Below are 25,119 nucleotides of genomic sequence, written 5' to 3'. Positions count from 1 at the left end.
ATGGGAATATATAGCGGTTGGCCATTGCCGGTACAGTGCAAAGTTGCCACAGGCCTGCTTCTACTTGAGCTTCGCCAGGGTTTGCCTGGCCAGTTCGCGGGTCAGCTCAAAGGTTCCGATATCCTTGCCCAGCCGCAGCGCTTGGCCTGACCACAGGTTGCTGAAGCCCGCTTCGTCCTTGGCCTTGAGTGGCATCAAGGCCCCACCAGCCCGCGGAAACGCCGGAGCCAGCGGGTTGATCGCCCCCAGTTCACGCATGACGCGGTTGACAATGCCACGCGCCGGTCGGCCGGTGAACAAGTTGGTCAGTGCAGTTTCGCTGGCCTGGGCATGACGTAACGCATGATGGTGGGACGCACTGACGTTCGCTTCGGGCGTGAACAGGTAGGCGGTGCCCATTTGCACGGCAGAAGCACCCAGGGCGAACGCCGCCACAATGCCACGCGCGTCACCAATACCCCCGGCCGCAATCACCGGCACGCTGACCGCGTCGACAATCTGCGGCACCAGTGCCATCAAGCCAATCTGGGTGTTGAGGTCGTCGCTCAGGAAAATCCCACGGTGCCCGCCCGCTTCAAGGCCCATGGCAATGATTGCATCGCAGCCCTGCTGTTCCAGCCACACGGCTTCTTCGACGGTGGTGGCCGAGGAAAGCACCTTGGCCCCCGTGGCTTTTACCCGGTCAAGCAACGCTTTTTCCGGCAGGCCGAAGTGAAAACTCACCACCTCGGGGCGAAATGCTTCCACGACCTGGCACGCCGCGTCGTCGAACGGCGCACGGTTGGACACGGGAGTCGGCGCATCGAAGTCGGCGCCCAGTTCGCGGTAGTAGGGTTCCAGCAGATGCTTCCATTGACGGTCACGCTCGTCGTCGACCAATGGCGGCTGATGGCAGAAAAAGTTCACGTTGATCGGCCGCGTGCTGCCCTGCCGGATAGTGGCCAAAGCTTCGCGCAGTTGCTCGGTGCTCAGCGCCGCGGCAGGCATCGAGCCCAGCGCACCGGCTTGGTTGGCGGCAATGACCATGGCCGGGGTGGTGGCACCGGCCATGGGTGCCTGGATGATGGGCACGTCAATGCCCAACAGGTCGAGAATACGGGTGTCTGGCCAGGTGCTCATAGGATGCGTCTCCAGCGTTAGTAAGACTGTGCGCTGTTTTAGCAGGGCCCTTGGCACCCGGCCAGTCTGTTTTATTCACTGGACGAAGCGGGTATTTCGTGCGCGGTCATCAGTCGATGGCGTAGATCTGCGGGGCGAAGTGGCCGGCAAGGTCGAGGCTTGCCTGGCGCAGGACCTGGCGTTGACCTACATCGGCATCCGTCAGGCTTTTGTCGGGCTTTCCCGTTCCAGCAGTTGCCGCTTGCGCTCCACGCCCCAGCGGTAGCCCGACAGTTCGCCATCACTGCGCACCACGCGGTGGCAGGGAATGGCCACCGCGAGGCTGTTGGCCCCACAGGCCTGGGCCACCGCCCGAAACGACTGGGGCGCGCCAATCCGCTGGGCGATCTGCGCGTAGCTGGCGGTACTGCCCGGCGGAATGTCGCGCAAGGCCCGCCATACCCGTTCCTGGAACGCCGTGCCGCGCAGGTCCAATGGCAGGTCGAGGCCCAGGGCCGGCGCTTCGATAAAACCCACTACTTGCGCGATCAATTGTTCGAAATCGCGATCGGCGCCGATGATGTCGGCTTTAGGAAATTGATCCTGCAGGTCGCGTACCAGCTTGTCTGGGTCGTCGCCCAGCAGGATCGCGCAGACGCCGCGATGACTCTGCGCAACCAGAATCGCGCCCAGCGAACATTGGCCAACGGCAAAACGAATCGTGTTGTTGGTGCCGCCGCCCTTGTAGTCGCTTGGCGTCATGCCGAGTAACTGATTGGCCGATTCATAGAAGCGGCTGTTGGAGTTGAAGCCGGCGTCATACAGGGCGTCGGTGACCGAACGCTGATCCTTGAGCCCATCGCGGATTTTGCGCGAGCGATGGGCGCTGGCGTAGCCCTTCGGGGTCAGGCCGGTGACGGACTTGAATACCCGGTGGAAGTGAAAGGGGCTCAACCCGGCGTGCTGGGCCAGTTGCTGCAGGCCTGGCGCGGTGTCGGCCTGCTCGATCTGCCGGCAGGCGTCGGCCACCAGGCGGGCGTGATGCGCGGCCCGTAGCGTCTGATCGCCGGCGGCACGCTTGCTGGGCCGGTAGCCTGCCGCTTCGGCCTGTTGCGCGGTGTCAAAGAATTCGACGTTTTCCGGGCGCGGCAAACGCGAAGCGCTGCTGGGGCGGCAATACACGCCGGTGGTCTTCACGCCGTAGACAAACAGCGCGTCGGCCTCGGGGTCACGGGCCAGGATGGCTGCCCAGCGGGGGTCTTGTGGATTGATCATTGCCTGCACTCCTGACGGGTCACCGCCAGATTAGTCGGGACGCCTCGGCCTGGCACTCTGAAGCTTGCGGTCAAATCAGCCGGCGGTGCGAAAGGTCAGGTTGATACGTTGCGGGCCCATGATGGGATGCACGCCATCCTTGATCGGCATCACCCCATGGAAACGCAAGCGATCGACACCGCCCCACACCACCACATCGCCGTGGAACAACGAGACTTTTTGCGCCTTGTCGCTGCGTTCATGGCCACCAAACAGGAAGATCGCCGGTAGCCCCAGGGACACACTCACGACGGGCGCCGAGTAGCGGCGCTCGTTTTTGTCCTGATGCAATGACATCTTTGCCCCTGGCACGTAACGGTTGATCAGGCAGGCGTCGGGCACAAAGTCGTTGAACCCGGCTTGCGCGGCCGCCTGCACCGCCAGTTGGCGCATCGCGTCGGGCAGTGCCGGCCAAGGCTGCTGGTTGCGCGGGTCCAGCGCGCTGTAGCGGTAGCCGTTGGCATCCGTGTTCCAGCCCAATTCGCCGCAGCTGCTCAAGGCCGCCGACATGGTAAATCCGCCTGGGGTGACCATCTTGCGAAATGGCGATTGCGCCAGTACACGGCGCAATTCGGGTAGGAGGCGCTCAATCCAGGGCAGGGCATAACCTCTGAGGACGTAGGACTGTTCGCCAATCTGCTCGCGCTTCTGCGGTTGTTGCAGCGCATCATCGGCAAACAGGTCAGCGGTAGGGCCGGTCATGTCCTTACAGCGCCTTGCTCACATTGATGTCGGTGATTTCGTCGTTGGCATCGTGAATTTTTGCCAGGGCTTGCTTGGCTTCTTCAACGCTGTTGGTGTGCAACTGGGCAAATTCAAAACGACGCTCGCCGTTGAGCTTGTACTTGATGACGTATTTGGTGGTAGTCACAGCTTCTTTCCTGTCGAGAGTCCGGATCAGCTCAGTTTGGAGCTGGTGCGACGAACGATGCGGATCTTGTGGGACAAGGTGGGTTTACGGGTGACGCTGATGGCGCGGCGGGTCACGACGTCCAGGGTGATGTTCCAGAACCCGGTGCTCGGCGCGGTGATTTTTGCCGGGAATTTGTCGAAAGCGCCGCCGTGGTAGGTGTGGCGCCCGCCATTTTTGAAGCTGCGAAAGTTGGCGTCGCTCATCAGGCGAATGTTGCAGGTTTGCGAGCATTCGATAACAACGATGTCTCCTTCGTTGAGGTGCTCGCGCTGGTGGATGAATTTCATGGGGGTGTCTCCAGAAGGGCTTTTTCTGAAAAATCAGAACGATACGTAGGTTAAGATGGAGTTTATCAGCCCCAGCGCGTTTATTATCGGGCCGTCGTCGACGACTTTGACAATTTAAAACAGTTATCTACCGAGTTATCAGGGATAAATCCTACTTTGGCGGGAGAAAATTACCATCCCCGCTGTCGTAGGGTCTTTATCGGAGGTTTTTTATGAAGTGGAGTGTGTTGGTTCTGGCCCTGGCGCTAGGTGGGTGTGCTTCGGTTGCAGACATCAAGCAGACCCCGCCGACGTTGGCGGTTATATCCGGGAAGAAACCACAGGAATATGCTGCCTGTGTGGTGCGCAAACTGTCCACGACGCGCCGGCCGCCGCAGATCGAACCTCATAAGGAGGGGGTACAAGTCATCGTGCCACAGAAGTTCTCCGCCGACCCTTCTGCGATTTTCGAGATCGAAGAGCGTTCCAGTGGCAGCAGCATCAAGCTCTACGAGAGCATGTCCAACGTGCCTATCCGTCCGGGTGACGTCAAGAAGGCCGGTGAAGAGTGCATTTCCGGCTAAGCCGCGTGAACCCGCCGCCCCTTGAATCCGATAAAAGAAGCCTGGCCCTGTCGTAACAGCGCCAGGCTTTTTTATGAGTTGTCGCCACCCGCCAAGCGTTACAACCTGAGCCAGGACGCCGGCCTGGGAGGTGGCCGCCGACGTCAGCAGCCACGAGCGGCCACGCGGGGGTCAATCTTTACGCTCAAACCGCAGAGGGCGTGCTGATCGGGCAGGGCATCCGTTAAACTGTCGGTCATTCAATGCAAAAATGCCGCTCAAGCCTTGGGTTTGCGCGGCATTTGTCTTTATGTGGAAACCTGTCATGAAACGCGAACACGTCAGAGCCCAACATGCCGAGGGTCAGATTTCGGCCACCCATGTCATCCAGAACCCCGCCGATCCGGGCGAGTGGATCGTATTCTTCAAGAAAAGCGGTGGGCGCAGTTTTTTCCTGGTGGATGATCAGGATGAGGTGGAGTCGTTCCAGCGCCTGGACGACCTGATCGAGACCATTCGCGGCCTCGGCATCAAGTTTGCGGAAATTCACATGTAGGGCACTTGCGCCTACTTGCAGACCACTACCACGCTGCGGCTTTTGAAGTTGCCGACGTCCTTGCCCAGGGTCTTGTCATCTTCACTCAACGCCGGCGTACCCTCGGTACCGACGATGCGATAACCGGTGCCCGCGCAGGAGGCGTCAGCCTTTTCGTAGCAACTGGCCCAGGAGTTGGCTTCGCCCGAGCAATCGATGGTCAGCCCCTGTTCGCCGTTTTTCAGATAGACGTCAGAGGTGGTGGTGCAACCGGTAAGCGCCAGTACCGCAGTCAGGGCCAGAATCTTGTTCATGTGTGTTCGTCGTCAAAGGTGTTGGAAGGCGCGCGGACACTGTCGTGGGGCGTTTGCGGAAGATTATAGCGAACTGCCATGTAGGTACAGACAAACACAAAAAAGCCCCGTTGAACGGGGCTTTATGCGCTGGGCGGCGAGGTTTACTTGCCCTTCGGGCGCTTGCTCGACGCATGGCCTGCTTCATCCACGAACACTTCGGCAACCGCAATCGCTTCACGTTCGGTCGCGAATGTGCCGGCGACGCTGTCTCCGTGGAAGTTGATCAGGTGCCAGCCGTCCGCACGCTGGGTGATCAGGTAGCCATTTACGCCTTTGGGTTCTGACATCTATTAACAATCTCGTGGTCGGATTCAAAGGCGTAATGATAGCGCCAAATGTCGCAGGCTCGCCGAAGTTATTCCATGTCAATGTCTGGCGCCGAAAAGCGTGCTAAAAAGGTTGGGTCCCTTTTAAATCGGAGGAAAAGTCTGATTTGGGGATGTCGTTAGTGAAGCGCTTCGTAGGATTAGCGGAACTTACGACGACATTTTTTCTCTATGTTGACATCGCAACGCCAGCAGGACCCATTGTAAGGTGACTGCGGCCTGATTAGACTGCGCCGAATTCCGTACGCACAGCCCTTTGTAAGGACTCATATGATCAAGAAATGCTTGTTCCCAGCAGCCGGTTACGGCACTCGCTTCTTGCCAGCGACCAAGGCCATGCCCAAAGAGATGCTGCCGGTGGTGAACAAGCCACTGATTCAGTACGGCGTCGAAGAGGCACTGGATGCCGGCTTGAACGAAATCTCTATCGTTACTGGCCGCGGTAAGCGCGCGCTGGAAGACCACTTCGACATCAGCTACGAGCTGGAAAACCAGATCAAGGGCACCGACAAGGAAAAATACCTGGTCGGCATCCGTAAACTGCTCGACGAGTGCTCGTTCTCCTACACCCGCCAGACCCAGATGAAAGGCCTCGGCCACGCCATCCTCACCGGCCGCCCACTGATCGGTGACGAACCGTTCGCCGTGGTCCTGGCGGATGACCTGTGTGTAAACCTGGAAGGCGACGGCGTCCTGACCCAAATGGTCAAGCTGTACCAGAAATACCGTTGCACCATCGTCGCGGTTCAAGAGGTTGACCCTCAGGAAACCAACAAGTACGGCGTGATCGCTGGCGACGACATTGGCGACGGCCTGATCCGCGTACGCGACATGGTCGAGAAGCCAGCACCGGAAGATGCACCGTCGAACCTGGCGATCATCGGTCGTTACATCCTGACCCCGGACATCTTCAAGTTGATCGAAGAAACCGAGCCAGGCAAGGGTGGCGAGATCCAGATCACCGACGCCCTGTTGAAGCAGGCCAAAGACGGTTGCGTGATTGCCTACAAGTTCAAAGGTCGCCGCTTTGACTGCGGTGGTGCCGAAGGCTACATCGAAGCGACCAACTTCTGCTACGAGCACTTCTACAAGACTGGCAAGGCTTACTGATTCACGGTTGCCCGCCTGATTTAAAGTACGAACGCTAGAGAAAGCCACCTTCGGGTGGCTTTTTCGTTTTTCAGCCCCATGTAAGTCGGTATGCTGATGGCCTGCCGAGGAGAGTGAAATGGCCTACGATTTTGACCTGTATGTAATTGGCGCCGGTTCCGGTGGCGTTCGTGCGGCGCGCTTTGCCGCCGGTTTTGGTGCCAAGGTGGCTGTCGCAGAAAGCCGCTACCTGGGGGGTACCTGCGTGAACGTCGGCTGCGTGCCGAAGAAGCTGTTGGTGTACGGCGCGCATTTTGCCGAAGATTTCCAGCAATCCAGTGGCTTTGGCTGGTCCCTGGGGGAGGCGAACTTTGATTGGGCGACCCTGATCGCCAACAAGGATCGCGAGATCAACCGTCTCAATGGCATCTATCGCAACCTGCTGGTCAATAGCGGCGTCACCCTGCATGAGGGGCACGCACGACTGGTCGACCCGCATCAGGTGGAGATCAATGGTGAGCGCTTCACCGCCAAGCATATCCTCATCGCCACGGGCGGCTGGCCGCAGATCCCTGAGATTCCGGGGCGCGAGCATGCGATCGGTTCGAATGAGGCGTTTTTCCTGAAAGAGCTGCCCAAGCGTGTGCTGGTGGTGGGGGGCGGTTATATCGCCGTCGAGTTCGCCGGGATATTCCATGGCTTGGGGGCCCACACTTCCTTGTTGTATCGCGGCGACCTGTTCCTGCGTGGTTTCGACGGTTCGGTGCGTACGCATTTGAAGGAAGAGCTGACCAAGCGCGGCCTCGACCTGCAGTTCAACGCCGATATCGAGCGCATCGACAAGCAGGCCGATGGCAGCCTCAAGGCAACGCTGAAAGATGGTCGAGTGCTGGAAGCCGATTGTGTGTTCTACGCCACCGGCCGTCGTCCGATGCTGGATAACCTGGGGTTGGAAAACACTGGCGTCAAACTCGACAAGCGCGGCTTTGTCGAAGTGGATGACCTGTACCAGACCGCCGAATCGTCGATCCTGGCCATTGGCGATGTGATAGGGCGCGTGCAATTGACCCCGGTCGCCCTGGCCGAGGGCATGGCTGTGGCGCGTCGCTTGTTCAAACCTGAGCAATATCGCCCGGTGGACTACGCGATGATCCCGACGGCGGTGTTCAGCTTGCCGAACATCGGCACCGTCGGCCTGACGGAAGAAGAAGCGAAAGAAAAGGGCCATGCGGTGCAGGTCTTTGAAAGCCGGTTCCGGCCAATGAAGCTGACGCTGACAGACTGTCAGGAGAAAACCTTGATGAAGCTGGTGGTCGATGCCGACACCGACAAAGTGCTGGGTTGCCATATGGTTGGCCCGGACGCCGGCGAAATCGTGCAGGGCCTGGCGATCGCGCTCAAGGCGGGCGCGACCAAGCAGCATTTCGATGAAACCATCGGCGTGCACCCCACCGCGGCGGAAGAGTTCGTCACCATGCGCACGCCCGTGGCTGGCTGATCAGGCTTTAGGCGTGGCCTCTGGCGCCGTTGCAATGACGGCCGCCAGGCGCAACGCGTCGATGGTGGCCTGGGCCTTGATCAGGTCCAGTTCCAGTGCCTTGTTCGTCTGCTGGTGGGCGATCAGCGCTTCCTGGCGTGATTGACTGTCCAGTACTGCGACGCGCAGGCGCTCCTGAAGCACGGTGCGTTCGTTGTCGATCTGATTGACCTGTTCGCTCAGCTTGAGCTGGTGAGCCTGATCCTTGCGGATTTGCTCCTGCAATGCACTGAGTTCCTTCGTTGTTACCCGTTGCTCGATCAGCAACCGCTCGTTGTCGCGGTGCAGTTGAGTGATCTCGTCCTGGCGCACCATGGCGCTTTGCTGGGCCTGGCGCAGTTCCGCCTGGACCTGCTGCAGCTGGCCTTCATGGCGACGCTGTTCCTGCTCGCGTTGCTCCTTGATTGCAGTGCGGTAATGCTCCAGCGCATCCCTGGCATGCAGGTGCTTTTCTTCCAGGGAGCGAATCTGTTCGTCCTTGTCACTGATCCGCAGCTCGTAGTCACTGCACGCCTGGCTGAGGCCGGCGTTGCGGGTTTGCTCGGTCTGCAGGCTGGTGCTGGCGGTTTGCAGGGCGGCACTTTCTTCGGCGAGGGCCGCGGCCTGGATATCGAATTGCTGCTGCAGCTGGCTGTGGGCCTCTTCCAGCGCTTTGATCTGGGCGAGCAGGGCGGTCTTCTGCTGTTCAAACTGCGCCAAGGCCAGGTCAATCGGCTCCTGGGCTTTCTCTTTCAAGCGCTGGGCCAAGCGCGCCACCAGTTCGCCAAGCTCCTCGTCGATGGGGGCTTCGGTAATGGTCAGGCGGGTTTCACTCTCATCCAATTCTTTCAAATAACGATGAATCGTGGTTTTCGAGCCGGTATTGCCCATTTCGATGCGCACGGCGTCGATGCTGGGGTTCTCGCCGCGGGCAAGGATCGCCAGGCGTGCCGTTTGAACTACTGCTTTGTTTATGCCGCCGCGAGCCATGGGGTCTCCGTCGATTTAGTACTGTGGTACGTATTATGTAGATACATACTGTATCACGAATAAAATAGGGTTCAAATTCATGATTTAACAGATGGGATATTGGCGTATTATCCCGTGTCAAACAGGTTTCAGCCGCCGATACCCCCGATAGCAGTACGAATAGGCCTTTCATGAGCGATCTGGATCGTTACCTCAACGCCGCCACCCGCGATAACACGCGCCGCAGCTATCGCGCGGCCATCGAGCACTTCGAAGTGAGCTGGGGCGGATTCCTGCCGGCGACGAGCGACAGCGTGGCGCGTTATCTGGTGGCGCACGCTGGGGTATTGGCGGTCAACACCTTGAAACTGCGGCTCTCGGCGCTGGCGCAATGGCACACCAGCCAGGGGTTCCCCGACCCGACCAAGGCGCCGGTCGTGCGCAAGGTGCTCAAGGGCATTCGCGCCGTGCACCCTGCGCAGGAAAAACAGGCCGAGCCGTTGCAGCTCAAGCATCTGGAGCAAGTGGTGGCGTCCCTTGAGGTTGAGGCGATCGAGGCGGGCAAGGCTCAGGATCAAGCTCGATGGTTGCGCGCCAAGCGCGACACTGCACTGATCCTGCTGGGCTTCTGGCGGGGGTTTCGCAGCGATGAGTTATGTCGGCTGAGCATCGAGCATGTCCAGGCCGTGCCCGGAGCCGGCATCAGCCTGTATCTGCCACGCAGCAAAAGCGATCGCGACAACCTCGGCAAGACCTACCAAACCCCCGCTTTACTAAGGTTGTGCCCGGTGCAGGCCTACAGCGAGTGGCTCAGCGCGTCGGCCCTGGTGCGCGGTCCGGTATTTCGCGGTATCGACCGCTGGGGCAACGTGGGCGAGCAGGGGTTGCACCCCAACAGTGTGATTCCGCTGCTGCGCCAGGCCCTTGAGCGTGCGGGCATTGCTGCCGAGCACTACACCAGTCACTCCCTGCGCCGCGGCTTTGCGACCTGGGCCCATCGCAGCGGCTGGGATTTGAAGTCGCTGATGAGTTACGTCGGCTGGAGCGACATGAAATCGGCCATGCGCTATGTTGAAGCAACACCCTTTCTCGGCATGACCTTGGCCACTCCCGCGCTGATTTGATGTTTCTTCTATTAATACGGTTGCCTGATAGAGAAAGCCAATCGTCAGCATCAGGTTTGCCAATGAGCCATCGTCCAGAAGAGTGGGTAGGATTCACTTCATCAACTTCTTAACCCCTGACGGAGAGTCAACGATGCCTATCATCAACAGCCAAGTAAAACCGTTCAAAGCTACCGCATACAAAAACGGCAACTTCGTAGACGTGACCGACGCTGACCTGAAAGGCAAATGGTCTGTAGTGTTCTTCTACCCAGCCGACTTCACCTTCGTTTGCCCTACCGAGCTGGAAGACCTGGCTGACAACTACGCCGAGTTCCAGAAACTGGGCGTGGAAATCTACAGTGTTTCCACCGACACCCACTTCGCTCACGCTGCCTGGCACAACACTTCGCCAGCCATCGGCAAGATCCAGTACACCATGATCGGCGACCCGACCCTGACCATCTCCCGCAACTTCGACGTACTGATCGAAGAAGCTGGCCTGGCAGACCGCGGCACCTTCGTCATCAACCCTGAAGGTCAGATCAAGATCGTTGAGCTGAACGACGGTGGTGTTGGCCGTGACGCTTCCGAGCTGCTGCGCAAAATCAAGGCAGCCCAGTACGTCGCTGCCCACCCAGGTGAAGTGTGCCCAGCCAAGTGGAAAGAAGGCGAGGCCACCCTGGCGCCGTCCCTGGACCTGGTCGGCAAGATCTAAGTCTGTGAAGTATCAAGGGCGGATTACCGCACCTAAGTAAGCAACACCGCCCTCGAAACGCCCGGGCGAGATACGCTCGGGCGTTTTTTTGTCTGCAATAAACCGAATGAACAGGAAATCGCCCGTATGTTGGACGCCAATCTTAAAGCTCAGTTGAAGTCATACCTGGAACGGGTCACCCAGCCGATCGAGATCGTCGCCTCCCTCGACGACGGCGCGAAATCCCAGGAAATGCTTGCCCTTTTGCAGGACGTAACCAGCCTCACCACGCTGATTACCCTGAAAACCGATGGCGATGATGCGCGCAAGCCGTCGTTCTCCATCAACCGCCCGGGTGCCGATATCAGCCTGCGTTTCGCCGGTATCCCCATGGGTCATGAATTCACTTCGTTGGTGTTGGCCCTGCTGCAAGTCGGTGGCCACCCGTCGAAGGCCAGTGTCGAAGTGATTGAACAGATTCGCGCCCTTAAAGGCGAGTTCAGCTTCGAGACGTACTTCTCGCTGTCCTGCCAGAACTGCCCGGACGTGGTCCAGGCGCTGAACCTGATGGCTGTGCTGAACCCGAACATACGCCACGTCGCCATCGACGGCGCGCTGTTCCAGGCGGAAGTCGATGAGCGCCAGATCATGGCGGTGCCCAGTGTCTACCTCAACGGGGTGAACTTCGGCCAAGGCCGCATGGGCCTGGAAGAAATCCTCGCCAAGCTCGACACCAGCGGCATCGAAAAAGCCGCTGAGAAAATCAGCGCCAAGGACGCCTTTGATGTACTCGTCGTCGGTGGTGGCCCGGCCGGTTCGGCAGCCGCCATCTACGCAGCGCGCAAAGGCATCCGTACCGGCGTGGCAGCCGAACGTTTCGGCGGTCAGGTGCTGGACACCATGTCCATCGAGAACTTTATTTCGGTACAGGAAACCGAAGGGCCGAAACTGGCCAGCGCGCTCGAAGCCCATGTGCGCCAGTACGACGTCGACATCATGAACCTGCAGCGCGCCAGCAGCCTGATCCCGGCGAAAAATGCCGGTGAGCTGCACGAAATTCGCTTTGAAAGCGGTGCGACGCTCAAGTCCAAGACAGTGATCCTGGCCACTGGCGCCCGCTGGCGCGAAATGGGTGTGCCGGGGGAGCAGGAATACAAGGCCAAGGGCGTGTGTTTCTGCCCGCACTGCGATGGCCCGCTGTTCAAAGGCAAGCGCGTGGCCGTGATTGGCGGCGGTAACTCCGGCGTCGAAGCCGCCATTGACCTGGCAGGTATCGTCAGCCACGTCACGCTGCTCGAGTTTGACAGCAAGCTGCGCGCCGATGCGGTGCTGCAACGCAAGTTGTACAGCCTGCCCAACGTTGACGTGATCACCAGCGCGTTGACCAGTGAAGTCAAGGGGGATGGCCAGAAAGTCACCGGCCTGGCATACAAGGATCGCGACAGCGGCGAGTTCAAGACCCTCGAGTTGGAAGGCATCTTTGTGCAGATCGGCTTGCTGCCCAACACCGACTGGCTCAAAGGCACCGTGGAGCTGACGCCCCGTGGCGAGATCATTGTCGACGCCCGTGGCGAAACCTCATTGCCCGGTGTATTCGCTGCCGGTGACGTGACCACGGTGCCGTACAAGCAGATTGTGATCGCGGTTGGAGAGGGCGCCAAGGCTTCCCTGAGTGCATTCGATCACCTGATTCGGACGTCCGCTCCGGCGTAAATCCGGGCCCGGAAATGAAAAACCCCATGAGCGATCATGGGGTTTTTTCGTTTACAGCGGCGCTGGCTGAATGATCTCAACCCAGTACGCATCCGGGTCCTTGATGAACGCCAGGCTTTTCATGCGACCATCGGTCAGGCGCTTCTGGAAATCGCAACCCAAGGCTTCGAAACGTTCGCATGCCGCCACGATATCCGGCACCGAAATGCAGATATGGCCAAAGCCGCGCGGATCGGTGTTGCCGTTGTGGTAGGCAAAGTCGGCATCGTTTTCGGTGCCATGGTTGTGGGTCAGTTCCAGGATGCCTGGGATCGACTTCATCCACTGGGTGCGCTCGGCAGCGTCGGCCGGGATCTGGGCCTTATCCACCAACGCCAGGAAGTACAGGCTGAATTCGGCTTCCGGGAAGTCGCGTTTTTCAACCAGGGAGAAACCCAGTACGCGGGTGTAGAAATCCAGCGATTTGGTAATGTCCTTGACCCGCAGCATGGTGTGGTTGAACACGAAGTTCGCGGTGGCGGTGTCAGGTTGGGCGGTGACGCCCGGGAAAGTGTTCAGATCGTGCAGGCTCATGGGCCCTCCAGAAAAAAATCGGGCAAATGCGGCTCGATGTGAGATGAGCGGTCCCTTGGCTTGCGGCTGGCATCCGTGCAGCCGAACCATGATACGCAAGGCCTGCGCGCAGCGCCAAATGAAAAAGCCCACACGGACCTTGCGGCCCGTGGGTGCCGAGGCTCAAACTTTGTCGCTTGAACCTTGGGCGTTTTTTGCAATGATCGAATTTCGTAGACCGCTGTTGAGTTCCTTGTGTTTGCTGATGGGCAGCCCCTTTGTGCTGGCGGCCGACCCGGAAATTCATTGGCCCAGTGGCTGGCAGGTGGAGGAGGTGGTGCCCGACGACCAGGCACCCGCCAACCCTGCCGCCGTGTCGCGCCAACGGGCCATCAAGAACGATGAAAACGGCAGCACCCTGATGGTCATGGAGTTGACTGGCACGCCGATCGAGGCCGGGCATAAAGTTAATCTTCAGGGGGTATTGCTGGAAATGCGTAAATCCATCCAGAAGGATTTTGCCCAAGGCGGTTATCAAAGCGTTTGCACCAAGATGCACCCCACGACGTTGAGTCGCCTCGATGCGCTCGAAACTACTTGCGTGATTACCGAAAACGGGCGGCATGTGCTGTCGCAAACATTGGTGGGCGCTGTTGATGTCGATAAAGCCTATGTATTTTCATACGCGGGCCAAGCGCAAGCTTACGAAGCGAGCAAGGATGAAGTCAGTTCGGTGCGTGACAGCTTGAAACTTTGATGGCGTTACATCAATCGTTTTTGAACCGAATGAAATGTTATTTAAGTTCGTTTTCGAACTCGAAAATAAAAAGCCTCGCTTATGCGAGGCTTTTTGTTAGTGCGGTGGATCAGCCGCGAAGCCAGGAGTCTACAGTGGCGGCGCCATACTGTTCTTTCCAGGCTTTCAGGCCGCGGTGATTGCCGCCCTTGGTTTCGATCAGTTCGCCGGTGTGCGGGTTTTGGTAAACCTTGACCACGCGTGCGCGGCGCTGTTTTGGTGCGGCGACAACCGACGCACCGGCCTTGCCCAGGTTGGGATCGAGGATCGAGATGATATCGCGCAGCCCTTTGCCATAGCTCTTCATGAGCGCTTGAAGCTTTTCTTCGAATTCGATTTCTTTCTTCAGGCCGGCATCGTTCTTCAAGGACTCCAGCTGGGCAAGCTGTTCTTGAAGGGCTTTTTCTGCTGCGCGAAATTCGGCGAGTCTGGACAAAATCTGTACTCCAATAGTGTATTTGACTGATATCAACTGCAGACAAAGCTACAAGCCAAGCGCGTTAAGGCGACTCGAGGAAAAAGCCGTCCTGCGGACTTCTGCACAGGCAAGAAAAATTGTAGTAGTTAATCCGTCATGAGTAAATCATGTCTTTTGTCTGAACAACATTATTTCATCGTATTAGTCGCTGGCTATTCAATGGCGGGCCAGGGATTTAATGAATTCATCACAAGGTAAAGGACGACCAAACAGATAACCCTGTAGGAAGTGCACACCGTGTGCGGCAAGGTATTCACATTGCTCTGCTGTTTCCACGCCTTCGGCAACGATGCCCAGGTCGAGCTTGACGGACAGTTCTATGATGCTGTCCAGGATGTGCCGCGAGAGCGCGTCCACACCGATCATGGCGACAAAACTTTGATCGATCTTCAAGTAGTCCACATTGAAGTTACGCAAGTAACCCAGGCTGGAATGACCCGTGCCGAAGTCGTCGATGGCGATCATGACGCCCAGCGCATGCAAGGCGTCGAACAGGCGGCGGGTGATGTCCGTGGGCTCGATCAACTCACGTTCGGTCAGCTCCAGTACCAGTGTGACCTGGCCAGGCGTGAAGGCCGCCAGAAACTCCCGGCAGTCTTCCACGAGCGCCAGGTCCTCGCAGTGGCGGGCGGTAATATTCACGCCGATATGAAAGCCTGGGCTGAAGCGCGCGGCATGGGGCGCCAGTTGCGCGGCTGTTTGGCGTAGCAGCGCGCGGGTCATCGGTACGATCAGGCCGCAATCCTCGGCCAGCGGAATGAACAGGTCGGGGCGCACCAGGCCTTCCTTGGGGTGTTTCCAGCGCATCAGCACTTCACAACCCGCCCACTGGCGGGTATCGCCGCGGACCACGGGTTGAAAATAAGGCATGAACTCGTTGGCCCCCAATGCGCGTTGTAACTCATGGGAGGGGGCCGACACGCGTTTTTGCAGCCAGTGCGCAAGCAGGCCCGCCAGGATGCCGAAGAACACGACCAGGCTGAACATCGCCGGGTAGCGCGCTTGCATATAACGCCAGGTTTCGCCCGCCGGCATACCGGCTTCGACACTGTAGTGATAGCGCGGCGAGACCAGGTGGTGATGGGCCACCGCGAACTGCGGCACGGCCGTGTCATGCACGTTGCCCTCAGCGTCCAGCCAATGGGGGCCCACTTGCAGGACCAATTGCGCATAGCGGCTGATCAGGCGCAGGGCGTTGGTCAGGTGGTAGCCATCGATCGAGGCAAAGGCACCTTGGTCGCCTTCGACCAGGCGATAGACCAGCAGCGCGGTATCCGGTGTGACCGGGTTGCCATTCATCAACCACAGGCGACCGTCCACATAATCATCCGGATTGACCTGCGATGCGTAGTGGCTGCCGAACAATGAGCTGCAATAGATGTTTTCCTGCCAGGACAAGGTGGTGGCGCGTACGAACGGTCGGCGCGTGACCTGTTCGCGCAAGGCCAATTGCGTAGCGGCGTCGCAGGGTTGGCCGGCCAGCGGGAGCAAGGCTTGGGCCGCCAGTGCGGTGTTGTCGAGCATCAGGTCGAACTGGCGCACGGCCTCCTGGGCCGTCTGGGCCGTGCTCTGTTCAAGCGTGCCTTCGGCTTGCCAGTACAGGATGACGACACCCATCAGGATCGGCAGCAGCCCGGACAATGCACTGATCGAGTAGCGTGTGAAGGGCTTTCGAGGACCTTGGACGGTGAGCGGCATGAGTTCTACGGCCTGTTACACAGTGGGGGAATGTACCGGTAGGCCGGTCAGGGATGCGTCGATGATAGATGGCCGGCTGGAAATATGCTCGCCATTCCCGGGGCCTGTGCCATCGCGATAAAGGCCAGCGTGGCAGGAGACGACTGACGCCGGTCCAGCACGGCCAGGCCGATCTGGCGCGGCACGCGGGGTGACAACGCGCGTTTGACATAACGCGGGTCGCTTGCCTGCGGTAACGAGGCTTCTGCCACGATGCTCAGGCCATCGCCACGACTGACCGCTTCCAGGGTGCTGAGCAGTTGGGCGCAGCGATAGCGTACCTTCGGCTGCAACCGGGCCGCGCTGAACAGGCGAGTGACCAACTCCGAGGAGCCGGCCTCGGTGAGAATGAACGGATCGTCACACAGGTCTCGCAGGGTCAGGGCCTCTCGTGCGGCCAGGGGATGATCGGCGGGCAACAGCGCCACCAACTGGTCTTCGAACACCGCAAAGGTATCGAGGCGCTCTTGTTCCAGTACCACGAAACCGACGTCGATACGCCGCTCATCCAGCCACTGGAGTACTTGCCGATCAGGCCCCTCGTCCACGTGCACTTCAATGCCGGGATGCGCTGCGCGAAACCGCCTGAGAATGCTCGGCAGCAAGCGATTTGACGCAGTGGGCCCAAACGAACCGATGCGCAAGGTGCCGCGCTTCATGCCTCGGGCATCGGCGGCCTCCTGTTGCAGGGTGTTGGCCAGGCCCAGCATGGCACGGGCGCGTCCGAGTAATTGCTGGCCAATATCGCTCGGCTCCACCAGGGTTTGGTGACGTCGAAACAGTTCCACGCCCAACTCCTGCTCCAGCGCCTTGATGGCGTGGGATACCGCGGATTGGCTGATGCCCAGCCGGTGGGCCGCACTGGTAAAGCCTTGCAGCTCGGCAACCAGGGCAAAGATTTCCAATTGAGTCAGGGTCATGAGCAAACACTCATTTTACGATGAGGAAGTATTAGCAAAAGAATAACTGCATTCTTTCGCCCCTCGAGCAACTTTCTATGAGCCCCAGCCCGGATCGCCTGACTTACTGCAAACTCGCCGCCGTTACCATGGTCTGGGGCGGCACCTTCGTCGCCGGGCGTTACCTGGCCGATCAGATCAATCCATTGCTGGCCGCCAGCCTGCGTTTTCTCCTGGCGAGCCTGGCGCTGCTGCTGTACCTGGCTTGCGCGCGCATTGCGCTGGTACGCCCAAGCCCCCGCCAACTGGCACGGTTGGCGGTATTGGGGTTTTTTGGGATCTTTTTCTACAACCTGTGCTTCTTCTATGGGCTGCAGTACATCAATGCTTCGCGGGCATCACTGATCGTCGCGCTGAACCCGGCGGTGATCGGCCTGGCGTCCTGGCTGTGGTTCAAGGAGCGCCTGGGTCGCGCCCAGTGGCTGGGCATCGTGTTGTGCCTGGTTGGCGCGGCGGCGGTGATCGTCAGCCGCAACCCGCACGTGTTGCAGGGGGCCAGCCACGCCTGGATCGGCGACCTGCTCATTCTCGGCTGCGTGGCGGGGTGGGGCGTCTACTCGCTGCTGTCTCGTGGACTCAACCAAAGCCTGGGCCCCTTGCAGACGGTGACCTGGTCGATATTGCTGGGGACGTCGATGCTGGGCACTGCCACGTTGGCCACGGGAAGCTTCACCACCGCAGCACTCGGCAACGTTCATCTGCCACAACTCTTGAGCTTGCTGTACCTGGGTGTGCTGGGCTCGGCCCTGGCGTATATCGGCTACTACGAGGGTATCCGGCGCATTGGTGCGACACGTTCCGGGGTATTTATCGCGCTCAATCCGCTGACGGCCGTGATCTGTGGCGCATTGCTGCTGGGAGAGCCTCTGACTGCGCCGATGCTGATGGGGGGCGCGGTCATCCTGCTGGGGATCTACCTGTGCAACAAACCCCTTGCGCGGGTCAGGGCAATGGGGATTTGATAAGAGTACGGACAAACTCGGTTACGCTGTGTAGAATCGATTTACGCATACAAGAATATGGACTTGCGCTCACGCAAGCCTCGGCCGTCAGAGACTGATGTAACCATGAAGCTACTCGGCTCCCCCCTCATCTTTGGTGATTTCCTCGCCCGCAGCGTGCGGGGCCTCTCGTGTGCACCGCCCTCGCGCTTCATCCTTGCTGGCAATTGATATCCGTTAATCATAAGCATGATGAGGCGCCGAACATGGCAGACCAATACGAAAACCCGATGGGCCTGATGGGCTTTGAATTTATTGAATTCGCATCGCCCACCCCCGGCACCCTGGAACCGATCTTCGAGATCATGGGCTTCACCAAGGTCGCGACCCACCGTTCCAAGAACGTGGAGCTGTATCGCCAGGGCGAGATCAACCTGATCCTCAACAACGAGCCCCACAGCATCGCCTCGTATTTCGCCGCCGAACACGGCCCGTCGGTGTGTGGCATGGCGTTTCGCGTCAAGGATTCACAAAAAGCCTACAACCGTGCCCTGGAGTTGGGCGCGCAACCGATCCATATCGAAACCGGGCCGATGGAACTGAACCTGCCGGCCATCAAGGGGATTGGCGGAGCACCGCTGTACCTGATCGACCGGTTCGGTGAGGGCAGCTCGATCTATGACATCGATTTCGTGTACCTCGAAGGCGTGGAGCGCAACCCGGTAGGCGCCGGCCTCAAGGTCATCGATCACTTGACCCACAACGTGTACCGCGGGCGCATGGCTTACTGGGCCAACTTCTACGAGAAGCTGTTCAATTTCCGTGAAGCCCGCTACTTCGACATCAAGGGTGAATACACCGGCCTGACTTCCAAGGCCATGAGCGCCCCGGATGGCATGATCCGCATCCCGTTGAACGAAGAGTCGTCCAAGGGCGCAGGGCAGATCGAAGAGTTCCTGATGCAGTTCAACGGCGAGGGCATCCAGCACGTGGCGTTCCTCACCGACGACCTGGTCAAGACCTGGGACGCGTTGAAGCGCATGGGCATGCGTTTCATGACGGCACCGCCGGACACCTACTACGAAATGCTCGAAGGCCGCCTGCCGAACCACGGCGAACCCGTGGACCAACTGCAAGCGCGTGGCATTCTGTTGGACGGCTCGTCCATTGAAGGCGACAAGCGCCTGTTGCTGCAGATTTTCTCGGAAACCCTGATGGGCCCGGTGTTCTTCGAATTCATCCAGCGTAAGGGCGACGATGGGTTCGGGGAGGGCAACTTCAAGGCGTTGTTCGAGTCGATCGAGCGTGACCAGGTACGTCGCGGTGTATTGACCGCCGACTGAACAAAAAACCGCCCGGTCGAGGTCTGCCTCGGCCGGGCGATTTTTTTTGCCTGGCGTCAGGCTTTTCGCTGGCGCACCAGGTGCTTGAAGCCTTCATATACCAGCACCATCACCGCCAGCCAGATCGGAATGTACGTCAGCCATTGCCCGGCCTTGATCCCTTCACCCAGCAGCAACGCCACGCCGAGCAGCAACACCGGCTCCACATAGCTGAGCAGGCCGAACAGGCTGAACGCCAGCAAGCGGCTGGCAATGATATAGCTCACCAGCGCCGAAGCGCTGATCAAGCCCAGCATCGGGATCAGTGCGTACAGCTTCGGATAGGCATCCAGCACCGCGAAGCCTTGTTCGCCGCTTTGCACGAACCACCAGGCCACCGGCAGCATCAACGCCATGTCCAGCCACAACCCGCCCAAGTGGTCGGTTGCCAGGTATTTGCGCACAACGAAATACACCGGGTAGCCGATGATCACCACCAACGTGGCCCAGGAAAAACCGCCCGCCTGATACAACTCGTTCAGCACCCCCAGGGCGGCGAAGACCAAGGCAATCTGTTGCAGGCGCGAAAGGCGTTCGCCATACACCAGGCGCCCGGTCAGCACCATGGTCAGCGGCAGCAGGAAGTACCCCACCGACACGTCCAGGCTGCGCCCGTTGAGCGGCGCCCACATAAACAGCCACAGTTGCACCCCGAGCAAAGCCGAGGACACCACCACCCCGGCAATCAGCCGTGGCTGGGCCGCCAACCTGCGCAACAGTTCCCACACCCGTCGCCATTCGCCAGTAACGAGCATGAACACCGTCATGCACGGCACGGTCAGCAACATGCGCCAGCCAAAAATCTCCAGGCCGCTCAATGGCGTGAGCAATGACGTGAAGTAATACATCACGGCAAATAACACCGAGGCCGATACCGATAACACAACACCTTTAGACACGCTGTCCTCGCGAAAACCGATAGCTAAAAAAGAGGGGGGATTTCAGGCTGGGAATATATTGCTTTTGAGCTGAGACGTTTGCTCTGTTTTGGGGCATCTTATGGGAAATTTTCTCACACCCAGGGTTCGTACGGATGTCCATCCCCCCGCAGCCACCCCTCGACGCATTCGATGTGGCGATTCTCAAGCACCTGCAACATGACAACACCACCGCCCTGCGGGTGATTGGCGAGCAGGTCAACTTGTCGACGGCTGCCGTGCAGCGGCGAATCAAACGCATGCAGCAGAGCGGGGTGATCACGGCTAATACGGCGGTGGTCAACCAGGAGGCGCTGGGCAAGCCGATCACGATCCTGGTGGAGGTGCACGCCGAACGCACGCACATCGAAGACCTTGATGTACTCAAGGCGCAGATGTCGATTCCCCAGGTGCAGCAGTGCTATTACGTCACTGGCGATGCGGATTTCATGTTGGTGATCGTGGTGGAGACCATGAAGGCATACGAGACCCTGGCCCGGCAGTTGTTCTACGAGAACCGCAATATCAAGTGGTTCCGCAGCATCGTGGTGATGGACCGGGTCAAGGTCAGCCTGGATGTGCCGCTGGACTGAGCCAGCGGCGCACATCCAAGCGATGGGCGTCGGCTCAAGGTCGCGCGATTCGCCCGGAGACGAAGTGGCCCACGTCATTGAACCCCGGCGTCGACGAATGCCCCGGTGTCACCAGTGAGTCAATGAACGCTTCATCCTCAGCGCTGATGTGCACATCCAGCGCTCCGGTGTAGGCGTCCCACTGGGCTTCGGTACGAGGCCCGACGATCGCCGAACTCACTGCCGAGTTGTTCAGCACCCAGGCAATCGCAAACTCGACCATCCCCACACCGCGCCCTTGGGTGTAGTGCTGGATCTGCTGGGCAATTCGCAGTGACTCTACGCGCCATTCGGTTTCCAGGATGCGTTTGTCCTGGCGCGCGGCGCGGCTGCTCGGTTCAGGGGTGACGTCGGGCGCATACTTGCCGCTGAGCACGCCCCGGGCCAATGGGCTGTAAGGCACCACGCCCAGGCCGTACGCGGCGGCGGCGGTGAGCTGTTCGACCTCGGCCTGGCGATTGACGATGTTGTACAGCGGTTGGCTGATGATCGGCTTGTCGACACCCAGGCGCTCGGCCACGCGGATCACCTCGGCAATGCGCCAGCCCCGGTAGTTGGACAGGCCCCAATAGCGGATCTTGCCTTGGCGAATCAGGTCGCCGATCGCCGACACGGTCACCTCCAGCGGCGTGCCGTGGTCTTCGCGGTGCAGGTAGTAGATGTCCAGGTAATCCGTGTCCAGGCGCCTCAGGCTGGCTTCCAGCGCGTTGAAAATCCGCTTGCGGTTCAAACCGCTGCGGTTGGGTACGCCGTCGACGGGGCCGATGCCGACTTTCGAGGCCACCACCCAGTCCTCGCGATGACGCACGATGGCCTCACCGACGATTTCTTCGGAGCGCCCGCCGGTGTAGACGTCGGCCGTGTCGATAAAGTTGATGCCCTGGTCCCAGGCCTTGTCGATGATGCGCAGCGAGTCCTCGGTGCTGGTCTGTTCGCCAAACATCATAGTGCCCAGGGTCAGCGCGCTGACCTTCAAGCCGGACTGGCCCAGTGTGCGGTAAATCATGGAAAGCTCCTCGAAACGCGCAAATGTACGTTATGCAATACCAGACTCGCAGGCTCTGGAACAAGCCCTGCGCGCGTTTCTTCATTCGTTCAGCAAGGCCTGGCAGCGCACCTGTAAAAAACGGTGCAACACCTTCACCCGCTCCGACACTTGCAGGCGGTGGGGGCACATCAGGTTGAACGGCGTCGGTTCGCCCTGCCAGTCCGGCAGCAGTTGCACCAGGCGTCCGGCCTTGAGGTCGCGGGCGATATCCAGGTTGGCCTTATAGGCGATGCCATGGCCGGCCAATGCCCAGCGCCGCACGATTTCACCGTCATCGCTCAGGTAATCGCCCGTCACCTCGACTTCCTGGAGCACGGCGCCTTGGCGAAAGTACCAGGTGTTGTTGGCGCGCCCCTGGCGCATGTAGCGCAGCGTGTTGTGTTGCGCCAGCTCCGTCGGGGTGCGCGGCGTGCCATGGCGCGCCAGGTAGTCGGGGCTGGCGCAGGGGATGCGTCGATGATCGGGCACCACCGGCAGCGCCACCAGGCTGGAGTCCCGGGGGACACCGAAACGCAGGGCGATGTCGACGGTTTCGCGGAACAGGTCGGCATTGCTGTCGTTGAGCATCAATTGCAAACGGATGTTGGGGTGCTCGAGCTTGAACGCATCCAGCCAGCCCAGCACCACGTTGCGCCCGAAATCCGACGGCGCCGCCAACTGCAACAACCCGGTCAAGCCATGGCTTTGCTGCCTGAGCGCTTGCTCACCCTCGGCCAGCGTCGCCAGCGCCTCGCGCACGCTGTCGAGGTAACGCCGACCCTCTTCGGTCAGGCGCATGCTGCGTGTGGAGCGGGCCAGCAGGCGACTGCCCAGGCGGGTTTCCAGGCGCTTGAGGGCGATGCTGGCGGCGGCCGGGCTCAGCCCCAGGCTGCGTGCGGCGGCAGACAGGCTGCCGGTGTCGGCGGTGCGAACAAAGACTTCCAGGTCGAGAATCGAGCTCATTTATAAAAATCCTTTAAAGATCCTGTCGTTTTACCGGGATTTTTCGTCGATTGCCAAGCTGGGAAGATGAACGCTCACTTTCTAACCCAGGACATTTCCCCATGACATCCTCCCTCAGCGGTCAAACCGTGATCGTGATCGGCGGCAGCAGCGGTATCGGTGCCGCCGTGGCCAAGGCGGCGACCGCACGTGGTGCGCAGGTGGTGTTGGCTGGCCGACGCCTGTCCTCCGGCGTCGATAACGGCGTGCGCAGCGAACCGGTGGACGTGACCGACGCCAACTCCCTCCAGCAACTGTTCGAACGCGTGGGGCGCTTTGACCACCTGGTCTATACCTCGGGCCCTTCGGTACGGGCCAAACCCCTGGTCGAAACGGACCTGGACGAAGCCCAGGACAATTTCAACGTGAAGCTCTGGGGTTCACTGCGCGCCATCCAGTTGGCCCTGCCTTTTATGCATGAGCGCGGCAGCATCAGCCTGACCTCTGGCCAGTTGGGGAGAAAATTGGCACCGGGGCAGTTCATCAAGACCGGCATCAACGCCGCCACTGAAGCATTGGGCAAGCAACTGGCCAAGGAGCTGGCACCGCGTCGGGTCAATGTGATCAGCCCAGGCGTGATCGACACACCGGCATATGCCGGGCTGGCTGAAGAACAACGGCTGGCGATGTTTGCCAAGGCGGGCGGCGCGTTGCCGGTAGGGCGCGTGGGGCAAGCGGAGGAGGTGGCGGCCGGGTATGTGCTGGCCATGGAGAATGGCTTTATGACCGGTGCCGTGATCGATATCGACGGCGGCGGTCTGCTGTAGCGCTATCGCCCGGCAAACGGGTCTCCCAGTTAAGCGTACCTCGCCTTCTGTAGGAGCGAGCTTGCTCGCGAAAAACTCACTGGCACCGCGTTGATTCAGGAAACACGCGTTATCGTTGACGTTTTTCGCGAGCAAGCTTGCTCCTACATAAACGGCGTCAGGCCTTCAAGGTCCGCGTCATGCGTAACGCCAACACACTGCCCGCGACAATCACCGCCGCCAGCAAGTACAGCGCCATATCCGTCGACCCGGTGGCATCCTTCACAAAGCCGACGATATACGGGCTGAGGAAGCCGGCCATCTGGCCCATGGAGTTGATCAGCGCCAAGCCACCGGCTGCTGCGCCTGCGCTGAGCATGGCGGTCGGTACCGGCCAGAACATCGGCAGGCCGGTGAGGGCGCCCATGGTCGCGATGGTCAGGCCAAGAATCGCAATGGCCGGCGTGGTGGCGAAATTCACCGCGATGACCAGGCCGATTGCGCCCATCAGCATCGGCACCACCAAGTGCCAGCGCCGTTCCTTGCGCAGGTCGGCGGAGCGGCCCACCAGCAACATGAATACCGCGGCCAGCAGATAGGGAATCGCGCTGAGCCAGCCAATCACCAGGTTATCGCTGAACCCCAGGTTCTTGATGATCGACGGCAGCCAGAAGTTGATCGCGTACACGCCGCTCTGGATGCAGAAGTAGATCAGACCGAAAGCCCAGATCGCCGGATTCTTGAACACTTCTCCCAGGGAGTCCGTGGTGGTTTTCGGCTTGTTCGCCAAGTCCGTCGCTTGGTCGGCCTCCAGCACCGCGCGCTCATGGGGTTTGAGCCACTTGGCGTTGGCGAAGCTGTCACTGAGCAGGAAGTAGGCGAGGGCGCCGAGGATCACGGTCGGGATGCCTTGCAGCAGGAACATCCACTGCCAGCCCGCGAGGCCGCCTTGGCCGGCAGCGAAGTGGTTGAGAATCCAGCCGGAGAACGGGCTGCCGAGCAAGCCGGAGACCGGGATCGCCGACATGAACAAGGCCATGATGCGACCACGGCGGAACGTCGGGAACCACTGCGAGAGGTACAACACCACGCCGGGAAAGAAGCCCGCTTCTGCGGCACCGGTAAACAGGCGCAAGGTATAGAAGTGCGTCGGCGTGGTGACAAACAACAGGCAGGTCGACAGCGTGCCCCAGACGATCATCATCAATGCAATCCAGCGTCGTGGGCCGAACCTGGTCAACGCCAGGTTGCTCGGCACGCCGCACAGCACGTAGCCGATAAAGAAAATCCCGGCGCCAAGGCCGTAGACGGTTTCGCTGAACTTCAAGGCATCGAGCATCTGCAACTTGGCAAAGCCAACGTTTACCCGGTCGAGGTAGTTGAACAGATAGCAGATGAAGATGAAGGGAATCAGGCGCAGGGTGATGCGCTTGTAGATGGCGTTTTTATCGTCATCGGTGGCCAGTGTGGCAGCGGCGCTCTGTGACATGGG

At 59.8% G+C, this 25,119-nt stretch carries 28 protein-coding genes and 1 pseudogene; 13 read left to right on the top strand and 16 right to left on the bottom strand.

Annotated elements, in window-relative coordinates; translation table 11 throughout:
- Nucleotides 1-60: 60 nt before the first annotated feature.
- The 5 genes from A7317_RS13555 to A7317_RS13540 form a co-directional block, all read right to left on the bottom strand.
- Complete coding sequence (locus A7317_RS13555) at nt 61-1,119, bottom strand: NAD(P)H-dependent flavin oxidoreductase (RefSeq protein WP_069076038.1); 1,059 nt, start codon at nt 1,117-1,119, stop codon at nt 61-63.
- A gap of 201 nt (nt 1,120-1,320) precedes the next feature.
- The gene (gene ada, locus A7317_RS13550) at nt 1,321-2,373 is read right to left on the bottom strand and encodes a bifunctional DNA-binding transcriptional regulator/O6-methylguanine-DNA methyltransferase Ada (RefSeq protein ID WP_024075649.1); all 1,053 of its coding nucleotides are present in this window, start codon (nt 2,371-2,373) and stop codon (nt 1,321-1,323) included.
- A gap of 75 nt (nt 2,374-2,448) precedes the next feature.
- Complete coding sequence (gene alkB, locus A7317_RS13545) at nt 2,449-3,114, bottom strand: DNA oxidative demethylase AlkB (RefSeq protein WP_069076037.1); 666 nt, start codon at nt 3,112-3,114, stop codon at nt 2,449-2,451.
- A 4-nt stretch (nt 3,115-3,118) separates the two neighbouring features.
- The gene (locus A7317_RS30855; protein WP_168232635.1) at nt 3,119-3,283 is read right to left on the bottom strand and encodes a hypothetical protein; all 165 of its coding nucleotides are present in this window, start codon (nt 3,281-3,283) and stop codon (nt 3,119-3,121) included.
- Between the two features lie 26 nt (nt 3,284-3,309).
- The gene (locus tag A7317_RS13540) at nt 3,310-3,612 is read right to left on the bottom strand and encodes a DUF1883 domain-containing protein (protein ID WP_024075646.1); all 303 of its coding nucleotides are present in this window, start codon (nt 3,610-3,612) and stop codon (nt 3,310-3,312) included.
- 212 nt (nt 3,613-3,824) lie between these two features.
- Here A7317_RS13540 and A7317_RS13535 point away from each other — a divergent pair, with 212 nt between their 5' ends.
- The 3 genes and pseudogenes from A7317_RS13535 to A7317_RS13530 all read left to right on the top strand — a co-directional run bounded on the left by A7317_RS13535 (nt 3,825) and on the right by A7317_RS13530 (nt 4,710).
- Nucleotides 3,825-4,175, top strand: a complete 351-nt coding sequence (locus A7317_RS13535; RefSeq protein WP_024075645.1) for a hypothetical protein — start codon at nt 3,825-3,827, stop codon at nt 4,173-4,175.
- Between the two features lie 121 nt (nt 4,176-4,296).
- A pseudogene (locus tag A7317_RS31575) lies at nt 4,297-4,402 on the top strand (cytochrome C); the annotation flags it as partial.
- A gap of 77 nt (nt 4,403-4,479) precedes the next feature.
- Nucleotides 4,480-4,710, top strand: a complete 231-nt coding sequence (locus tag A7317_RS13530) for a hypothetical protein (protein ID WP_069076036.1) — start codon at nt 4,480-4,482, stop codon at nt 4,708-4,710.
- 11 nt (nt 4,711-4,721) lie between these two features.
- Here A7317_RS13530 and A7317_RS13525 read toward each other — a convergent pair whose 3' ends face one another.
- Nucleotides 4,722-5,003 carry a hypothetical protein gene (locus tag A7317_RS13525; RefSeq protein WP_024075349.1) on the bottom strand — a complete coding sequence of 94 codons (282 nt, stop codon included), beginning with the start codon at nt 5,001-5,003 and terminating at the stop codon, nt 4,722-4,724.
- A 143-nt stretch (nt 5,004-5,146) separates the two neighbouring features.
- Nucleotides 5,147-5,332 carry a hypothetical protein gene (locus tag A7317_RS13520; RefSeq protein ID WP_016969599.1) on the bottom strand — a complete coding sequence of 62 codons (186 nt, stop codon included), beginning with the start codon at nt 5,330-5,332 and terminating at the stop codon, nt 5,147-5,149.
- Nucleotides 5,333-5,641: 309 nt separating this feature from the next.
- Between A7317_RS13520 and galU the strand changes: the two genes are divergently transcribed.
- Together galU and gorA are read left to right on the top strand one after the other, a co-directional pair.
- Nucleotides 5,642-6,481 (top strand): UTP--glucose-1-phosphate uridylyltransferase GalU, encoded by an 840-nt coding sequence (gene galU / locus A7317_RS13515; protein ID WP_003212579.1) that lies wholly within the window; start codon nt 5,642-5,644, stop codon nt 6,479-6,481.
- A 118-nt stretch (nt 6,482-6,599) separates the two neighbouring features.
- Entirely contained in the window at nt 6,600-7,958 is a 1,359-nt protein-coding gene (gene gorA / locus A7317_RS13510; RefSeq protein WP_069076035.1) for a glutathione-disulfide reductase, read from the top strand.
- Here the strand turns inward: gorA and A7317_RS13505 are convergent, their stop codons facing one another.
- Nucleotides 7,959-8,966 (bottom strand): DNA-binding protein, encoded by a 1,008-nt coding sequence (locus A7317_RS13505; RefSeq protein WP_069076034.1) that lies wholly within the window; start codon nt 8,964-8,966, stop codon nt 7,959-7,961.
- 170 nt (nt 8,967-9,136) lie between these two features.
- On the opposite strand from A7317_RS13505, the gene A7317_RS13500 reads away from it, so the two are divergent.
- The 3 genes from A7317_RS13500 (at nt 9,137) to ahpF (ending at nt 12,458) form a co-directional block, all read left to right on the top strand.
- Nucleotides 9,137-10,069, top strand: a complete 933-nt coding sequence (locus A7317_RS13500; RefSeq protein WP_024075352.1) for a site-specific integrase — start codon at nt 9,137-9,139, stop codon at nt 10,067-10,069.
- A 133-nt stretch (nt 10,070-10,202) separates the two neighbouring features.
- Nucleotides 10,203-10,766, top strand: a complete 564-nt coding sequence (gene ahpC / locus A7317_RS13495; protein WP_003173835.1) for an alkyl hydroperoxide reductase subunit C — start codon at nt 10,203-10,205, stop codon at nt 10,764-10,766.
- Between the two features lie 126 nt (nt 10,767-10,892).
- The gene (gene ahpF, locus A7317_RS13490) at nt 10,893-12,458 is read left to right on the top strand and encodes an alkyl hydroperoxide reductase subunit F (RefSeq protein ID WP_069076033.1); all 1,566 of its coding nucleotides are present in this window, start codon (nt 10,893-10,895) and stop codon (nt 12,456-12,458) included.
- Nucleotides 12,459-12,509: 51 nt separating this feature from the next.
- On the opposite strand, the gene gloA is transcribed toward ahpF, so the two are convergent.
- On the bottom strand, nt 12,510-13,031 hold the full coding sequence (gene gloA / locus A7317_RS13485) for a lactoylglutathione lyase (protein WP_024075354.1): 522 nt from the start codon (nt 13,029-13,031) through the stop codon (nt 12,510-12,512).
- Nucleotides 13,032-13,230: 199 nt separating this feature from the next.
- Here gloA and A7317_RS13480 point away from each other — a divergent pair, with 199 nt between their 5' ends.
- On the top strand, nt 13,231-13,767 hold the full coding sequence (locus A7317_RS13480; protein ID WP_069076032.1) for a DUF4946 domain-containing protein: 537 nt from the start codon (nt 13,231-13,233) through the stop codon (nt 13,765-13,767).
- 109 nt (nt 13,768-13,876) lie between these two features.
- Here A7317_RS13480 and A7317_RS13475 read toward each other — a convergent pair whose 3' ends face one another.
- From A7317_RS13475 to A7317_RS13465, 3 genes are all read right to left on the bottom strand, one after another.
- On the bottom strand, nt 13,877-14,242 hold the full coding sequence (locus A7317_RS13475; RefSeq protein ID WP_024075356.1) for a histone-like nucleoid-structuring protein, MvaT/MvaU family: 366 nt from the start codon (nt 14,240-14,242) through the stop codon (nt 13,877-13,879).
- A gap of 198 nt (nt 14,243-14,440) precedes the next feature.
- Nucleotides 14,441-15,982 (bottom strand): EAL domain-containing protein, encoded by a 1,542-nt coding sequence (locus A7317_RS13470; RefSeq protein WP_069076031.1) that lies wholly within the window; start codon nt 15,980-15,982, stop codon nt 14,441-14,443.
- A gap of 47 nt (nt 15,983-16,029) precedes the next feature.
- Nucleotides 16,030-16,941 carry a LysR family transcriptional regulator gene (locus A7317_RS13465; protein WP_024075358.1) on the bottom strand — a complete coding sequence of 304 codons (912 nt, stop codon included), beginning with the start codon at nt 16,939-16,941 and terminating at the stop codon, nt 16,030-16,032.
- Between the two features lie 77 nt (nt 16,942-17,018).
- Here A7317_RS13465 and A7317_RS13460 point away from each other — a divergent pair, with 77 nt between their 5' ends.
- Complete coding sequence (locus A7317_RS13460; RefSeq protein ID WP_024075359.1) at nt 17,019-17,942, top strand: DMT family transporter; 924 nt, start codon at nt 17,019-17,021, stop codon at nt 17,940-17,942.
- Nucleotides 17,943-18,187: 245 nt separating this feature from the next.
- Nucleotides 18,188-19,264: a 4-hydroxyphenylpyruvate dioxygenase gene (gene hppD, locus A7317_RS13455; RefSeq protein WP_024075360.1), complete on the top strand. Its 1,077-nt coding sequence runs from the start codon at nt 18,188-18,190 to the stop codon at nt 19,262-19,264.
- Nucleotides 19,265-19,320: 56 nt separating this feature from the next.
- On the opposite strand, the gene rarD is transcribed toward hppD, so the two are convergent.
- Nucleotides 19,321-20,202, bottom strand: coding sequence for an EamA family transporter RarD (gene rarD, locus A7317_RS13450; protein ID WP_069076030.1), 882 nt, complete (start codon nt 20,200-20,202; stop codon nt 19,321-19,323).
- A 134-nt stretch (nt 20,203-20,336) separates the two neighbouring features.
- Here rarD and A7317_RS13445 point away from each other — a divergent pair, with 134 nt between their 5' ends.
- The gene (locus A7317_RS13445) at nt 20,337-20,813 is read left to right on the top strand and encodes an Lrp/AsnC family transcriptional regulator (protein WP_024075362.1); all 477 of its coding nucleotides are present in this window, start codon (nt 20,337-20,339) and stop codon (nt 20,811-20,813) included.
- A gap of 34 nt (nt 20,814-20,847) precedes the next feature.
- Here the strand turns inward: A7317_RS13445 and A7317_RS13440 are convergent, their stop codons facing one another.
- A complete protein-coding gene (locus A7317_RS13440) occupies nt 20,848-21,858 on the bottom strand; it encodes an aldo/keto reductase (protein WP_069076029.1) in 1,011 nt (336 codons plus the stop codon).
- An 81-nt stretch (nt 21,859-21,939) separates the two neighbouring features.
- Nucleotides 21,940-22,842, bottom strand: a complete 903-nt coding sequence (locus tag A7317_RS13435) for a LysR family transcriptional regulator (protein WP_024075364.1) — start codon at nt 22,840-22,842, stop codon at nt 21,940-21,942.
- 101 nt (nt 22,843-22,943) lie between these two features.
- Here A7317_RS13435 and A7317_RS13430 point away from each other — a divergent pair, with 101 nt between their 5' ends.
- On the top strand, nt 22,944-23,648 hold the full coding sequence (locus tag A7317_RS13430) for an SDR family oxidoreductase (RefSeq protein ID WP_069076028.1): 705 nt from the start codon (nt 22,944-22,946) through the stop codon (nt 23,646-23,648).
- Nucleotides 23,649-23,805: 157 nt separating this feature from the next.
- On the opposite strand, the gene A7317_RS13425 is transcribed toward A7317_RS13430, so the two are convergent.
- Entirely contained in the window at nt 23,806-25,116 is a 1,311-nt protein-coding gene (locus A7317_RS13425; RefSeq protein ID WP_024075366.1) for an MFS transporter, read from the bottom strand.
- Nucleotides 25,117-25,119: the final 3 nt, after the last annotated feature.

Source organism: Pseudomonas fluorescens (assembly GCF_001708445.1).
GTDB classification, from domain to species: Bacteria; Pseudomonadota; Gammaproteobacteria; order Pseudomonadales; family Pseudomonadaceae; genus Aquipseudomonas; species Aquipseudomonas gorinensis.
The sequence above is the reverse complement of the archived record's forward strand: the minus strand, read 5'-3'. Positions and strand labels throughout refer to the sequence as shown.